The sequence below is a fragment of the Thioclava sp. DLFJ5-1 genome (assembly GCF_002020115.1).
Classification (GTDB): Bacteria; Pseudomonadota; Alphaproteobacteria; order Rhodobacterales; family Rhodobacteraceae; genus Thioclava; species Thioclava sediminum.
In genome coordinates, this window is record NZ_MPZU01000001.1 from 1,314,321 (window position 1) to 1,327,533 (window position 13,213).

The 13,213-nt window shown below is 65.2% G+C and carries 9 protein-coding genes; 3 read left to right on the forward strand and 6 right to left on the reverse strand.

All coding sequences use genetic code 11. The annotated features are described in order from the left end of the window. Positions 1 to 50 precede the first annotated feature (50 nt). Positions 51 to 1,319, forward strand: a complete 1,269-nt coding sequence (locus BMI86_RS06270) for an efflux RND transporter periplasmic adaptor subunit (protein ID WP_078540213.1) — start codon at positions 51 to 53, stop codon at positions 1,317 to 1,319. Between the two features lie 10 nt (positions 1,320 to 1,329). Continuing rightward, on the forward strand, positions 1,330 to 4,398 hold the full coding sequence (locus tag BMI86_RS06275) for an efflux RND transporter permease subunit (RefSeq protein ID WP_078540214.1): 3,069 nt from the start codon (positions 1,330 to 1,332) through the stop codon (positions 4,396 to 4,398). 143 nt (positions 4,399 to 4,541) lie between these two features. Here the strand turns inward: BMI86_RS06275 and ptsP are convergent, their stop codons facing one another. From ptsP to BMI86_RS06295, 4 genes are all read right to left on the reverse strand, one after another. Beyond that, positions 4,542 to 6,785, reverse strand: coding sequence for a phosphoenolpyruvate--protein phosphotransferase (gene ptsP, locus BMI86_RS06280; protein ID WP_078540215.1), 2,244 nt, complete (start codon positions 6,783 to 6,785; stop codon positions 4,542 to 4,544). A gap of 40 nt (positions 6,786 to 6,825) precedes the next feature. Next, on the reverse strand, positions 6,826 to 8,079 hold the full coding sequence (locus BMI86_RS06285; protein WP_078521836.1) for an aspartate kinase: 1,254 nt from the start codon (positions 8,077 to 8,079) through the stop codon (positions 6,826 to 6,828). A gap of 156 nt (positions 8,080 to 8,235) precedes the next feature. Then, positions 8,236 to 8,670, reverse strand: coding sequence for a DUF1178 family protein (locus tag BMI86_RS06290; RefSeq protein WP_078540216.1), 435 nt, complete (start codon positions 8,668 to 8,670; stop codon positions 8,236 to 8,238). Between the two features lie 67 nt (positions 8,671 to 8,737). Then, complete coding sequence (locus BMI86_RS06295; RefSeq protein ID WP_078540456.1) at positions 8,738 to 9,946, reverse strand: glycosyltransferase N-terminal domain-containing protein; 1,209 nt, start codon at positions 9,944 to 9,946, stop codon at positions 8,738 to 8,740. A 168-nt stretch (positions 9,947 to 10,114) separates the two neighbouring features. On the opposite strand from BMI86_RS06295, the gene BMI86_RS06300 reads away from it, so the two are divergent. Continuing rightward, complete coding sequence (locus BMI86_RS06300) at positions 10,115 to 11,710, forward strand: GMC family oxidoreductase N-terminal domain-containing protein (RefSeq protein WP_078540217.1); 1,596 nt, start codon at positions 10,115 to 10,117, stop codon at positions 11,708 to 11,710. Between the two features lie 156 nt (positions 11,711 to 11,866). On the opposite strand, the gene BMI86_RS06305 is transcribed toward BMI86_RS06300, so the two are convergent. Continuing rightward, a complete protein-coding gene (locus tag BMI86_RS06305) occupies positions 11,867 to 12,622 on the reverse strand; it encodes an EcsC family protein (protein ID WP_078540218.1) in 756 nt (251 codons plus the stop codon). A gap of 48 nt (positions 12,623 to 12,670) precedes the next feature. Beyond that, positions 12,671 to 13,153: an N-acetyltransferase gene (locus tag BMI86_RS06310; protein ID WP_078540219.1), complete on the reverse strand. Its 483-nt coding sequence runs from the start codon at positions 13,151 to 13,153 to the stop codon at positions 12,671 to 12,673. Positions 13,154 to 13,213 lie beyond the last annotated feature (60 nt).

Here is a 13,213-nt window from a genome sequence, read left to right on the forward strand (position 1 = left end):
CCGGCGGGGTCGTATTTGCGTGCAAACAGGGATTTTGACGGGACAGCCAAATGATCAAACGCCTCCTCATCGCCCTCGTCGCGCTCATCCTCGTGGTGGGTGGCGTCGTCGGCTACAATCTTTTCCGCTCGAAGATGATCGCGCAGTTCTTCGCAAACATGACACAGCCCCCCGTGGCGGTTTCGGTCAGCGAAGTGAAGCCGATCACCTGGCAGCCGGGCCTCGAGGCGATCGGCACCGCCGCCGCCGTGCGCGGCACCGAACTGGCCGTCGAAATGGGCGGCACGGTGCAGGAGATCCATTTCAAGGCGAATGACAAGGTCGAGAAGGGCCAGGTCCTCATGCAGATCGACGACAGCTCCGAGCGCGCCGATCTGGCCTCGGCCAAGGCCGCGCAGGACCTCGCCGAGACCAATCTCAAGCGCGCGCGCCAGCTTGCCGACCGGGGCGTGTCCGCCACGTCCAATCTCGATCAGGCTGAAGCCAGCGCGCAGGAAGCGCGCGCAAGCGTCGCGAAGCTGCAGGCCGTGCTCGAGAAGAAGCGCCTGACCGCGCCCTTCGCGGGCATCATCGGTATTCCGCAGGTGGAGGTCGGCCAGTATGTCGGCACCGGCACCACCTATGCGACGCTGCAGGATCGCGACCACATGCGCGTCGATTTCACCCTGTCCGAACAGCAGGCGCGGCACGCCGAAGCGGGTCAGACCGTCAAGGTGAAGACCGAGGACGGCTCGGTCGATCTGGAAGGCAAGATCACCGGCATCGAGCCCAAGATCGACCCGAATTCGCGGCTCGTGACCCTGCGCGCCGAGGTGCCCAATGGCGAAGGAAAGCTGACGCCCGGCCAGTTCGTCCATGTCACGGTCGTGCTGCCCTCCGAGGACAACGTGATCGCGCTGCCGCAAACGGTGGTGAGCTCCAACCTCTACGGCGACTCGGTCTTCGTGGTGCGCAAGCAAACGCCCGAAGGCGCGGACCAGCCGCAACTGGTGGCCAAGCAGGTCTTCATCACGCTCGGACGCCGCTCGGGCACGCTCGTCGAAGTGACGAAGGGGCTGAAGGCGGGCGACATGGTCGTCAACGCGGGCCAGAACAAGCTGAACTCCGGCGCGACGGTGAGCATCGACAACGCGATTTCGCCCGATCCCGACGCACCCTCGACCGAAGAGGTCATGAAAGCCTTCGGCATGGCGGGCAACGCGGCGGCTAGCTCCGACACGACGTCGGACGCTTCCGCGGATAGCGCTTCGGACGCCGCCTCTGACGAGGCATCGGACACGACGTCGGACACGACCTCAGACGGCGCGAAGGCGCAGTAAGGCCAAGCCCATGAACATCTCCGAGATCTTCATCCGCCGCCCCGTCCTGTCGATGGTGCTGGGCGCGTTCATGCTCCTGCTGGGCGCGCAGGCCTATTTCAACCTGCCCGTCCGCCAATATCCGGAAGTCGAGGAAACGGTGGTCACGATCACCACCGCCTATCCCGGCGCCTCGCCCGAACTGATTCAGGGCTTCATCACCTCGCCGCTCGCCGCCGCCGTGGCGACCACTGAGAACGTCGATTACGTCACCACACAGTCGCGGCCCTCGGCCTCGGTCATTTCGGTCCACATGAAGCTCGGGTCCAACTCCGACGCGGCGATGACCGAGGTGCTCTCGAAAGTGCAGCAGGTCAAGGGCCAGCTGCCCTCGGCGGCGAAGGACCCGGTGATCCAGAAGGGCACCGGCCAGACCTTCGCGCTGATGTATCTCGCGGCACTCAACCCCAACATGACGCCCGAGCAGTTGACCGAATATCTGCGCCGGGTGATCCGTCCGCGCATGTCCACGATTCCGGGCGTGGCCCAGACCCAGATCATCGGCGCTTCCGATTACGCGATGCGGGTCTGGATCGATCCCGACAAGCTCGCCGCGCGCGGCGTCACGGCATCGGAAGTCGTGGGCGCGATTCAGGCGTCGAACTTCCTCTCGGCCCCGGGCAAGACGAAGAACGAATACGTCGCCCAGTCGATCACGCTGCAATCCACGCTGCAAACGCCCGAAGCCTTCGGCAAACTGCCGATCTCGGGCAAGGGCGATGACGTGGTGCGGCTGCGCGATGTCGCGAAGATCGAACTCGCCAAGGCCTCCGAGAACGAGATCGTCACTTTCGAGGGCAAGGAGGGCACGTTCCTAGGCGTCTACCCGACGCCCGCCGCCAACCCGCTCGATACGGCGGCGGCGGTGCGCGAGGCGCTGCCCGACATCAACGCCTCGCTCCCCGAAGGGATGAAAATCCAGCTGGTCTACGACTCGACCGAGACGATCTCGGCCTCGATCCACGAGGTGTTCAAGACCATCGGCGAAGCGGTCGCGATCGTGACCGTGGTTATCCTGCTGTTCCTCGGGTCGCTGCGCTCCGTCGCGATGCCGATCGTGACCATTCCGCTCTCGCTGATCGGGGTGCTCGCGGTGCTCTTGGCGCTGGGATACTCGATCAACCTTCTGACGCTGCTGGCAATGGTGCTGGCGATCGGCCTCGTCGTCGATGACGCGATCGTGGTGGTGGAGAATATCCACCGACATATTGAAGAGGGAATGAAACCGATCCCGGCGGCCGTGCAGGGCATGAAAGAGATCACCGGGCCGGTCATCGCGATGACGATCACGCTGGCCGCGGTGCTCGCCCCTCTGGGCTTCACCGGCGGGCTGACGGGACAGTTGTTCCGGGAATTCGCCTTCGCACTGGCGGGGTCGGTGATCCTGTCGGGGGTGATCGCCCTGACGATCACGCCGATGATGTCGGGTCGCCTGCTGAGACATGGCGAGTCCAAGGGCTTCCAGGCCTTCGTCGACCGCAATTTCGACCGGCTCTCGGGCTGGTACGGGCGGCGCGTCGATGGCTCGCTCGATCTGCGGGGGATCACGCTGCTCATCGTCGCCTCTCTCGTGGGTGTGACCGGGTTCATGCTGATGAACACCAATTCCGAGCTTGCCCCGGACGAGGATAACGGTGCGCTCTTCGCGATCCTGAACGGGCCGCGCTACGCGACCAGCGAGTACACCCAGAAATATATCGACCAGGTCGGGCGCGACACGGCCGATATTCCCGAAGTGCGCACCGATTTCTCGATCGCGGGCTTCGGCGGGGACAGCTCTCAGGGCATCTATATCTGGGCGCTGAAAGACTGGGCGGATCGCAATCGTAGCCAGAAGGAAATCCAGCAGGAGATTCAGGGCGATCTCGGCAAATCGACCGGGTTGAAAGGCTTCGCCTTCGCCCCGCCGTCGCTGCCGGGCACCGGTGGCGGCCTGCCGATCTCGGTGGTGATCCAGTCGATCCACTCCGCGAAACGCGTCGCCGAGGTGGCCGAGGAGATCAAGAACAAGGCGCAGGCCTCGGGCAAGTTCATCGTCGTGCAGAACTCGCTCAACTTCGACAGCCCGCAGGTCAATGTCACGATCGACCGCGACCGGGCGGCGGCGCTGAACGTGCCGGTCTCCGATATCGGCTCGACCTTGGGCTTGCTGGTGGGCGAGGCGTCGGTGGCGCAGTTCGACCGCGACTCCAACAGCTACGACATCATCCCGCAGGTGCCGCAGGAGTTCCGCGCGAATCCCGAAGAGCTGGGCCGCTACTTCGTGCGCTCGTCCTCGGGGGCGATGATCCCGCTGTCGTCGCTCGTGAAGATCGACACCGGGGTGAACGCGTCTTCGATCGAACAGTTCGACCAGTTGAACGCGGCCACGATCACGGCGCTGCCGCTGCCCGGTGGCTCCACCGGCGAGGGCGTGCAGACCATCGTCGACATCGCCAAGCAGGTGATGCCCGAAGGCTTCTACGTGAACTATTCGGGTCAGTCGCGGATCGAGACGCAGCAGGGCAACACCATCCTGATCGCCTTCGCGGCGGCCGTGCTGGTGATCTACCTCGTGCTCGCCGCCCAGTTCGAGAGCTTCCGCGACCCCTTCATCATCATGATGACGGTGCCGCTGACGATCTTCGGGGCCGTGCTGCCCCTGAACCTCGGGTTGGGCACGCTCAACATCTATTCCGAGGTCGGGCTGATCACGCTGGTCGGTCTGATCACGAAGCACGGGATTCTGATGGTCGAATTCGCCAATCAGCAGCGCGAGCAGTCGGGCCTCACCCGTCGGCAGGCCATCGTGAAGGCAGCGCAAACCCGTCTGCGTCCGATCCTGATGACCACCGCTGCGATGGCGCTGGCCGTGGTGCCGCTGATCCTCGCGCAAGGCGCGGGCGCAGAGGCGCGCAAGGCGATGGGCCTCGTGATCTTCTCGGGGATCCTGATCGGGACGATGTTCACGCTGTTCGTGGTGCCGATGTTCTACACGTTCATCGCGCCCTCGGATAAATCCTTCAAGGAAGCGGAAGCGAAACGTCTGGCCGCAGGCTGACGCATAAAGACAAGGCTGGGGGCTTCGCGCCCCCAGACCCCCGCGGGATATTTGGGCCAAGGCGAAGTGTCAGAGCTTCGCCTTGGCCCAAAATCATTCCGGGGGTGTGATTTCGTGGATAGGAGCGGCAGCCCCTGCCCCGCTCAGAGATGGGCGAGGTAGCTCGTCACGGCGGGGCGCACGCTGGATTGACCGGCATTGCGCGCCTGCTGGATCACCTGCCGCAGCTCGCCCAGATCGGCGCGGCGGATCAGGTGTTTGACCGGGCCGATCGAGGCGGGCCGCATCGAGAGCGTACGGATGCCGAGCGCCGCGAAGGTCAGTGACTCGATCGGGCGGCCCGCATCCTCACCGCAGAAGCTGAGATGGGTATCCGAGACCGCACAGCGCGCGATGATCCGTTCGAGGAAGTTCAGGAAGGACCCGTCGAGCGTATCGTAGCGGCGGCGCACTCGTTCGTTCTCGCGGTCGGCGGCGAAGAAGAACTGCTTCAGATCGTTGCCGCCGATCGAGATGAAATCGCAATCGCGGTAGAAGCTGTCGGGCGCGAAGCCGAGGCTCGGGGTTTCCAGCATCGCGCCGATGCGCAGTTCTTCGGGCACCGGGCGGCCCATCTGCGCCTCGCGGTCGCGGACCCGCAGCAGCGTGTCGCGCGCGGCGTAGAATTCCTCGGGCAGCGCGATGAAGGGGAACATGATCGAGGTCGGGCGACCGTCGGCGGCGCGCAGCAGAGCCTGCAGCTGCATCCGCAGAATCCCCGGCTTGTCGAGCCCCACCCGCAGCGCGCGCCAGCCCATCGCGGGGTTCGGCTCGTCCTGCGGCTTCATGTAGGGCACGACCTTGTCGGAGCCGATATCGAGCGTACGGAAATTCACCCGCTTGCCGTCGGCGGCGTCCATCACCCGCTTGTAGAGCTGCACGAGTTCATTGCGGCGCGGCACCTTGGTGCGGGTCAGGAATTGCAGCTCGGTGCGGAACAGGCCCACCCCATCAGCGCCGGAGCCCTTCAGTGAAGGCAGATCCGCCATCAGCCCCGCATTCATCATCAGCGAGACGGTCTGGCCCGATTTGTCTATCGCGGGCTGGTCGCGCAGCGAGGCATAGCGTTTCTGCGCCTCCGCCTGCATCGCGATCTTGTCGCGGAACGCATGGGCCACGCTTTCCTCGGGCCGCAGATGCACCACGCCCTGATCGCCGTCGACGAGGATCGGATCGCCGTTCAGCGCCTCCGCGGTGATCCGGCCCGCATGGATCACCAGCGGGATCGACAGCGCGCGGGTGACAATCGCGGCATGCGAGCCGACCGAGCCCTCCTCCAGCACCACGCCCTTAAGCTTGCGGTCATAGTCGAGCAGTTCCGCCGGGCCGATATTGCGCGCCACCAGCACCGGGTTCTCCGGCATCTCGGCGCCGGTATCGCTGCCCTGCCCCGTCAGCTGCCGCAGCAGGCGGTTCGACAGGTCGTCGAGATCGTTGAGCCGTTCACGCAGGTAGGGATCGGGCGCCTTGCGCATCCGGTCGCGCGCGGCGTTCTGTTCTTTCTCGACCGCGGCTTCGGCAGATAGACCGGCGGCGATGTCTTCGAGCATCCGCCGCTTCCAGCCCTTCGAGGCCGCGAGCATCTTGAAGGTCTCCAGCACCTGCCGCTGATCCTTGTCGATCAGCGTGGGGCTGGCCAGCATCTCGTCGATCTTGCCGCGCAGTTCGGTGATGGCCTCTTCGAGCCGCGCGGCCTCGGCCTCCGGATCTTCGGCGACCGGGTTCGTCACGACGACGCGCGGCTCGTGCAGCCAGACGCGGCCCTCGGCGGCGCCCTCTTGGCCCGTCGCACCGCGGAACATGACCGGGAAGCGATGCGTCGCGCCGATCTCGGAATTCTCGCCACCGGTGAAAGCGCCGAGTTCGGTCATTTCGGCCAGCACCATCGCGACGACCTCGAGCCCGTAAAGTTCGTCATCCGAGAAGCTGCGCTCGTCCTTCGACTGCACGACCAGAACGCCCAGCTTCTCGCCCACGCGCTGGATCGGCACGCCGACGAAGCTGGAATAGATCTCTTCGCCCGTCTCCGGCATGTAGCGGAAGCCCGGCTCGGAAGGCGCATCGGCGGAGTTGATCGGACGACCCGACCGCGCCACGCGGCCCACGAGCCCCTCGCCCAGCCGCATCCGCGTGTGGTGTACAGCCTCTGCCTTCAGGCCTTCGGTCGCGCAAAGCTCGAGCGTTTCGGGATCGCGGAACAGGTAGATCGAGCACACTTCGGTGCCCATCGAATCCGCAATGATCTGCGTGATGTGATTGAGCCGGTCCTGCCCGTCGCCCTCCGTGGCCAGCGTATCGCGCAGGCGTCGCAACAGCGTGCGACTATCACTTTCGCTCAGTTCCACCATCCGCGCAGGTTGCCCCTGTTGCTGCGGCCCTTCGGGTTACTCAGGCCTTGTCGAGTTCGAAGGCATCATGCAGGGCCTGAACCGCCAGTTCCAGATATTTGCGGTCGACCAGCACCGAAATCTTGATTTCCGACGTAGCGATAACCTTGATGTTGACGTTTTCAGCGGCCAGCGCCTTGAACATCTTCGCCGCGACCCCCGCGTGGGAGCGCATACCGATGCCCACGACGGAAATCTTTGCCACGTCTTCGTCGGCGACCAGCTCGTCGAACTTGATCAGCCCGGCGTCGCGGGCGTCTTCCATCGCCTTGCGGGCGCGGGCGACCTGATTGACCGGGCAGGAGAAGGTCATATCGGTGACCTTGACCTCGTGTTCGGCCTGACGCTCGGAGATGTTCTGGACGATCATGTCGACATTCACCCCCGCATCCGCGAGCGGCCCGAAGATCGCGCTGGCGATGCCGGGGCGGTCTTCGACCGTCACGAGGGTCATTTTCGCTTCGTCGCGGGAAAAGGCGACGCCGGAGACAACTTTCGATTCCATGATTTTATCCTCGTCGCAGACCAGAGTGCCCGAATTCTCCGTGGTTTCCTCGAAGGAGCTTAGCACGCGCAGCGGCACCTTGTAGCGCATCGCGAGCTCGACCGAGCGGGTTTGCAGAACCTTCGCCCCGAGGCTCGCGAGTTCCAGCATCTCCTCGAAGGCGATGCGGTCGAGCTTGCGCGCCTTGGAGGAGACGCGCGGGTCGGTGGTGTAGATGCCGTCGACATCGGTGTAGATGTCGCAACGCTCCGCGCCGAATGCGGCGGCGAAAGCCACGGCGGTCGTGTCGGAGCCGCCCCGGCCGAGCGTGGTGATCCGGTTTTCCGGCGAAAGCCCCTGGAAGCCCGCGATCACCGCGACCTTGAAGCCTTCGGAGAATTTCTGGTCGAGATTTTCGCGCGGGATCGACACGAAGCGCGCCGCGCCATGCGCCGAGGTCGTGTTGATCGGCACCTGCCAGCCCTGCCAGCTGCGCGCGGACACACCCATCTCCTGCAGACGCAGCGACATCAGACCAGCTGTGATATTCTCGCCCGAGGCGACCACGGCATCGTATTCGCGCGCGTCATAGAGCGGCGAAGTGGTCTCGACCCAGTTGACGAGTTCATTGGTCTTGCCCGACATCGCCGAGACAATCACGATGACATCGTAACCGCGTTCGACTTCGCGCTTCACCTTTTCGGCGGCGTTGGCGATCCGGTCGAGATCGGCGACGGAAGTGCCGCCGAATTTCATCACCAGAATGGGCATGGAAATCCCCCTTGGGCAGAGTCGGGCCTCTGCTAGCTCAAGCCGTTGGGCCGCGCAAGAGATTTGGCGTTTCGAGGGTCTCAGATCGGCGCTGGGGCGCTGCCCCTCTTCGCCCGCGCGAATTCACCCCGGGATATTTGGAAAGAGCGAAAAGGATCAGTTCGTCTTGCGAGTCGACAGGAAGGGCAGCGGCAGAACCGGCAGCCCGTCCTCCAGCATCTTGCGCGCCTCTTCGGGTTTCGCCTCGCCGTGGATCGCACGTTTCTTGGCGGTGCCTTCGTGCATGGCGCGCGCTTCGGTGGCGAAGTTCATGCCGACGTAATCGGAATTCTTCTCGATCTCGCGGCGCATCGCGGCGAGGGCCTGTTCGGCCTCGGATTGCGGCTGCGAGAGAGGGCGTTCGGGGGCGGGCTCGCCCGTCTTGCGCGTCTGTGCGACAGGCGGCGCCATCAGGGATTTCTCGACCTTTTTCGAACCGCAGATCGCACATTCCAGCTGGCCTGCGGCTTTGAGCGCCTCGAACCCGGAGGCCGAGGGGAACCAACTGTCGAAGCGGTGCTCATTCTCGCATTGCAGCGTATAACGGATCATGTCTGCATCTCCCGGATGCATATGGAAATAAGCGTTTCGCGCCGCGATGCAAGCGCATCGCCGTCGCTCAGAGCCGTGCGAGGAGCGCCTTAGCAAGGCTTTCGACATCGGCAGGCGGACCGAGAGCCCCCCGTGCGGCACGCGCCATTTCGGCCTGCGCGTCGGCGTCGAGCGTGGCAAAGGCGGTCGCAATATCGGCTTCGGTTTCGCAAAGCCGCGCCCCGCCTGCCGCATCGAGCGCGGCATAGGCATCGGCGAAATTCGCGACATCGGGGCCGTGCAGCAAGGCGCAGCCGAAGCCCGCGGGCTCATAGGGGGTATGGCCGCCCTTTTCGACGAGCGAGCCGCCGACGAAACACAGGCCTGCGCTCGCATACCAGCGGCCCATTTCGCCCAGAGTATCGGCCAGATAGACCTCCGCCGTCGGAGGCTCGTCCTTCGAGCGAGTGGTATGACGCAGCCCGGCCCTGGCGATCAGCGCCGCGATCTCGGGCGCACGGCGCGGATGGCGTGGAGCGAGGATCAGGCGCAGGCCGGGGCGGCGCGCGCGCGCCTTTGCGAAGGCGGCAAGGATCGGCGCGTCTTCTCCCTCATGGGTCGAGGCAGCCAGAACCGTATCGCTGCGCGGCCAGTCGAGCGGCGTGCCGGGCGCGACGGTGATCGCCGTCTTGAGATTGGCGGGGGGCATCAGTCGATCACGCGGCAGTCCGAGATCGACGAACCGCGCCTCGGATCCCGCATCCTGCGCCGAGAGCGCGCTGATCTGCGCGACCATCGGCTGCGCCATCCCGATCTTCGCCCAGCGCGCGGCAGAGCGAGCCGACATCCGTGCGCCGATCACGAAGATCGGCCGCCCCGCATCGGCCATCAGAGCCATGCGGTTCGGCCAAAGCTCATTCTCGATCACGACCAGCGCGCGGGGATCGTGCCGCGACAGGAACCGGCGCAGCACCGCCCGATGATCGAGCGGCGCCATGCGGATCGCGATGCGCGGATCGGCCCAGCCCTGCCCCAGCTCGCGCGCCGTCACCGTATTCACCGTCACCAATAGCTGCGACGCGGGATCTGCGGCCAGCAGCGCATCGATCAAAGGCTTGGCGGAGGTCAGCTCTCCATTCGACGCGGCATGCAGCCACAGACGGTGCGGCGCGGCTTCCCCGCCGCCCAACCGCTCCGCCAGGGCGGTCCGGCTTTCGCGCCCGCGCAGCACGCGCCAGAGCAGCGCCGCCAGAACAGGCAGGCTCGCGATACTGACGAGAAGGCGGTAAAGGACCATGAAAGGCTCCGGCGAGATTTGCGCCATAGAACGGATCACCCCCCTCTCAGGCAAGCCCCTCCTTGCGTTTTCGCAAAGCGACTTTGCGCGAATGAACGGGTCACGGCCTTGTTTCCCGAGCGGCAGCTTGCGAAAGTCTTGCCCGGAGGCGCAGTTCGGGAGGGGCTTATGGAGCAATACGATTATATCGTGGTCGGCGGCGGCAGCGCAGGCTGCGTTCTGGCGAACCGCCTGTCGGAGAACCCCAAGCACAAGGTGCTGCTGCTCGAAGCAGGCGGGCGCGACAATTACCACTGGGTGCATATCCCGGTGGGCTACCTGTACTGCATCGGCAATCCGCGCACCGATTGGGGCTACAAGTCGAAAGCCGATGCCGGGCTGAACGGGCGCGAACTGCTCTATCCGCGCGGGCGCATCCTTGGCGGCTGCTCCTCGATCAACGGCATGATCTACATGCGCGGTCAGGCGCGCGATTACGATATGTGGGCGCAATCCGGCAATCCCGGCTGGAGCTGGGACGACGTGCTGCCGCTGTTCAAGAAGCAGGAAGATTTCTATCGCGGCGAGAGCGACCTGCATGGCGCGGGCGGCGAATTGCGGGTGGAAGAAGCCCGCGTGCGCTGGGAGATGCTCGACACCTTCCTCGAGGCCGCCGAAGAGGCAGGCTTCCCGCGCACCGACGATTTCAACACCGGCACCAACGAGGGCGGCGGCTATTTCCACGTCACACAGAAATCCGGCTGGCGCTGGAGCGCGGTGAAAGCCTTCCTGAAACCCGCGATGAAACGCCCCAACCTGCGGATCGAGACCAATGCGCAGGTCGAAAAACTCCTGATCGAGGAGGGCCGCGTTATCGGTATCCGCTACAATCAGAACGGCCAGAGCCATGACGTGAAAGCGGGCGAGACGGTCCTTTCGGCAGGTTCGGTCGGCTCGGTGCAGATTCTTGAGCTGTCGGGGATCGGGCGCGGCGACGTGCTGTCCGAGCATGGCATCACCCCGGTGGCCGAGGTCGATGGCGTGGGCGAGAACCTGCAGGACCACCTGCAACTGCGCCTCATCTACAAGGTCTCGGGCGTCAAAAGCCTCAACACCATGTCCTCGACCCTTTGGGGCAAGGCGAAGATCGGCATGGAATATGCGCTGTTCCGCTCGGGTCCGATGTCGATGTCGCCCTCGCAAGCCGGCATCTTCACGCGCAGCTTCCCCGAGAAGGAAACGCCCGATCTGGAATATCACGTCCAGCCGGTCAGCCTCGACAAGTTCGGCGATGCGGTCCACCCCTTCCCCGGCATGACGGCGAGCGTGTGCAACCTGCGCCCCGAAAGCCGCGGCCATGTGCATATCACCTCGCCCGATTTCCGCGCCCATCCGGAGATCGCGCCGAATTACCTCTCGACCGAGGGCGATCGCCGCGTCGCCGCCGAAGCGATCCGGCAGGTCCGCCGCGTCGCCTCGCAACCCGCTTTCGCGAAATACAAACCCGAGGAATACAAGCCCGGCCCGGACTATCAGACCGAGGCGGATCTCGTGAAAGCGGCGGGCGATATCGGCACCACGATCTTCCACCCCGTCGGCACCTGCCGGATGGGCTCGGATGACGGCGCGGTGGTGGACTCGCGGCTGCGGCTGAAGGCGCTGAAAGGGCTGCGCATCGCGGATGCCTCGGTGATGCCGACGATCACCTCGGGCAACACCAACGCGCCGACGATGATGATCGCCGAGAAGGCGGCGCAAATGATCCTCGAAGATGCGAAGGGCTGAGGCTCCGCTGCCCCTGAAATGCGGAGGGGGCGCTGCCCCCGCTCCTTCGGAGCCCCCCGGGATATTTTCGCCAAGGGGAAGAACGGCTTTCCTTCCTCTTGGTCTAAATATCCCCGCCGGAGGCATCCGACTGCAGCCAGAGGCGCGGCGTTTCGATCACTTGGCGATGCGGGCGACCAACTCCTCGCGCAGCACTCCCTCATCGGTGCCGGTGTCGCGGGCTAGGCGCTTGAGACCGAAATGGACGCGGGCGATTTCCTGATAATAGCTGGTGAAGGCGTAGTTGACGGCCGCGCCCGCGACCGCGCCCAGAAGCGGCGCGGCTTGGGCGGCGAGTTTCTGGCCCAGCACGATCGACAGGCGCGGCGCGACCTTGGCGATCAGCGACTTCAGGCTCGGCCCGGTGATCGTGGCGCGCGCGGCGAGGAAGCTCAGGTCCATCCCGTCATCGTCCTCCAGCGGCCCGGCAGAGGCGAAAACGCGCAGACATTCCAGCCGCACTTCCTCGGACGCCGGGTCGAAGCCGTGCTCGGCGGCGATGCCTTGGATCGCGCGCAGCAGCATGGTGACCGTGAAGGGCAATTCGGCGAGCGAACTGCCCAGACCCCCGACGCCGCCCGCAGCCCCCATCGCGGTGGTCAGCGTCCGGTTCATCCAGTCGGGCCGGTCCGAGACGATCCCGCGCGAACGCTCAGCAGCGGTCATCGCCCCTGACAACGCGCGTTCGGTCGCCCCGTCGAGCCCATTGCGGACCGGGGTGGGCAATTTGCCCAGCAGCCCCTCGGCAGAGCCTCCGATATAGCCGATCACCTGCATCACCACGCCGCCCGCCGCGCGGTGGCGTTTCGCGAGCGAGTCGAGTTGACCCAGAATCGCCGGGTCGCTTACGGGGGGAAGAATATCTGCCATCATCGCCTCCTTGCCTTTTCCTGATATGGGGCGGCGGGGGCGCTTCGGCAATCAGTCGTCTTTCTCGACCTGACCGCGCACGCCCTCCCAGGCGCCGGGCACCAGTTCGAGCCCCAGAACGCGGTCGGGATTGGTGGGCGGCGGCATCTCGACATCGTCGAGCTTTGCAAAGCCAAAGCGCTGGTAATAGGGCGCGTCGCCCACCAGCAGCACCCGCTCCCAGCCCAGATCGGCAGCGCGGGAGAGGCTTTCATGCATCAGGATTCCGCCCAGACCTTCGCCCTGCCGCGTCGGGTGGACCGCGATCGGACCCAGCAGCAACACGCGCTTGCCGCCGACCCTGACCGGCCAGAAGCGGATCACCGCGGCGAGGATGCCGTCCTGGCGCAGCGTGAGGCAAAGCGGGCGCACCGGATCGACCCCGTCGCGCAGCCGGTAGGAGGACAGCGCCGTGCGACCCGGCGCGAAGCAGAGGTCATAGAGCGCCTCGACTTCCCACCAGTCTTCCGCCGTCTCTTGTTCGAGCTGATACATACGCCCGCCGCCCCTTTCAGGCTGCCCCTTTCCTGCGCGGTAGCATGCGCTAAGTTCGGG

What these genes read in the sequence shown, in the direction of transcription:
- BMI86_RS06295 (WP_078540456.1), bottom strand. Translation starts at nt 9,946, where the DNA reads ATGGTCCTTTACCGCCTTCTCGTCAGTATCGCGAGCCTGCCTGTTCTG.
- BMI86_RS06270 (WP_078540213.1), top strand. Translation starts at nt 51, where the DNA reads ATGATCAAACGCCTCCTCATCGCCCTCGTCGCGCTCATCCTCGTGGTG.
- BMI86_RS06290 (WP_078540216.1), bottom strand. Translation starts at nt 8,670, where the DNA reads ATGATCCGTTATACGCTGCAATGCGAGAATGAGCACCGCTTCGACAGT.
- BMI86_RS06310 (WP_078540219.1), bottom strand. Translation starts at nt 13,153, where the DNA reads ATGTATCAGCTCGAACAAGAGACGGCGGAAGACTGGTGGGAAGTCGAG.
- BMI86_RS06300 (WP_078540217.1), top strand. Translation starts at nt 10,115, where the DNA reads ATGGAGCAATACGATTATATCGTGGTCGGCGGCGGCAGCGCAGGCTGC.
- BMI86_RS06285 (WP_078521836.1), bottom strand. Translation starts at nt 8,079, where the DNA reads ATGCCCATTCTGGTGATGAAATTCGGCGGCACTTCCGTCGCCGATCTC.
- ptsP (WP_078540215.1), bottom strand. Translation starts at nt 6,785, where the DNA reads ATGGTGGAACTGAGCGAAAGTGATAGTCGCACGCTGTTGCGACGCCTG.
- BMI86_RS06275 (WP_078540214.1), top strand. Translation starts at nt 1,330, where the DNA reads ATGAACATCTCCGAGATCTTCATCCGCCGCCCCGTCCTGTCGATGGTG.
- BMI86_RS06305 (WP_078540218.1), bottom strand. Translation starts at nt 12,622, where the DNA reads ATGATGGCAGATATTCTTCCCCCCGTAAGCGACCCGGCGATTCTGGGT.